We start from the raw sequence: 954 nt of genomic DNA, 5'->3' as shown, positions 1-954 counted from the left end.
CCTGTTTGTTTGAACACTTACAGTATAGTCCTTTTGGGCTTTTTATTGTATTTTAAAATCAACTAGCACCACAGGTAAGATATTGTAGATTATATTTCTAAAAATCAATGATTATAGTAGCTTTAGTAAACAGTTGCTACTAGTATAAACCTTTAAAGTAATATAAAAATGACATGAAATCAATCGTTTAGAGATAAAGATTTCATGTCCTTTTTTGTTTAAGAAGTTTAGGCACTCCCTTACTTATGATTCTTACTTACTGCATAAAGGAATTAATACGGAAGTTATTTTCAAAATTGTGAGATATAAAGCTACTCAATGCTAATTAATAAGAAGTTTAAAAAGGTAGAAACTACCTTCTATGCAACAAATCATTTTTGGAAAGAAATAGGTATAGAATTTAAAAAGACGTCAAAAAATCCCAGTAAGAATAGTATTCTACTGGGAAAATTCTATACCGGCGGCCGGGGTCGAACCGGCACGTCCGTGAGGACACTGGATTTTGAGTCCAGCGCGTCTGCCAATTCCGCCACGCCGGCAAAAACTGGGGTAGCTGGATTCGAACCAACGCATGAGGGAGTCAAAGTCCCTTGCCTTACCGCTTGGCTATACCCCAATAAAAAGGCGAATGATGGGAATCGAACCCACGAATGCCAGAGCCACAATCTGGTGTGTTAACCACTTCACCACATTCGCCATATTAAAACACGGGCAGTAGGAATTGAACCCACACTGAAGGTTTTGGAGACCTTAGTTCTACCTTTAAACTATGCCCGTTCAATATGGAAGGGGAGGGATTCGAACCCCCGAACCCGAAGGAGCGGATTTACAGTCCGCCGCGTTTAGCCTCTTCGCTACCCTTCCAAAATATAAACTTAATGGCGCGAGACGGAATCGAACCGCCGACACATGGAGCTTCAATCCATTGCTCTACCAACTGAGCTACCGAGCCAA

At 40.7% G+C, this 954-nt stretch carries 6 tRNA genes; all 6 read right to left on the bottom strand.

The annotated features are described in order from the left end of the window. Positions 1–455: 455 nt before the first annotated feature. Positions 456–539: transfer RNA gene (locus AALA56_RS10130), tRNA-Leu, on the bottom strand. 5 nt (positions 540–544) lie between these two features. After that, positions 545–616: transfer RNA gene (locus AALA56_RS10125), tRNA-Gln, on the bottom strand. A gap of 7 nt (positions 617–623) precedes the next feature. Further along, positions 624–696, bottom strand: a tRNA-His gene (locus tag AALA56_RS10120). Between the two features lie 10 nt (positions 697–706). Then, positions 707–777 (bottom strand) — tRNA-Trp (locus AALA56_RS10115). Positions 778–783: 6 nt separating this feature from the next. Further along, positions 784–864, bottom strand: a tRNA-Tyr gene (locus AALA56_RS10110). 15 nt (positions 865–879) lie between these two features. Beyond that, positions 880–952 (bottom strand) — tRNA-Phe (locus tag AALA56_RS10105). Positions 953–954 lie beyond the last annotated feature (2 nt).

The organism is Streptococcus hyointestinalis (genome assembly GCF_041225505.1).
GTDB classification, from domain to species: domain Bacteria; phylum Bacillota; class Bacilli; order Lactobacillales; family Streptococcaceae; genus Streptococcus; species Streptococcus hyointestinalis_B.
Note: the sequence above shows the minus strand (reverse complement) of the source record. Positions and strands in the feature narration are given on the sequence as shown.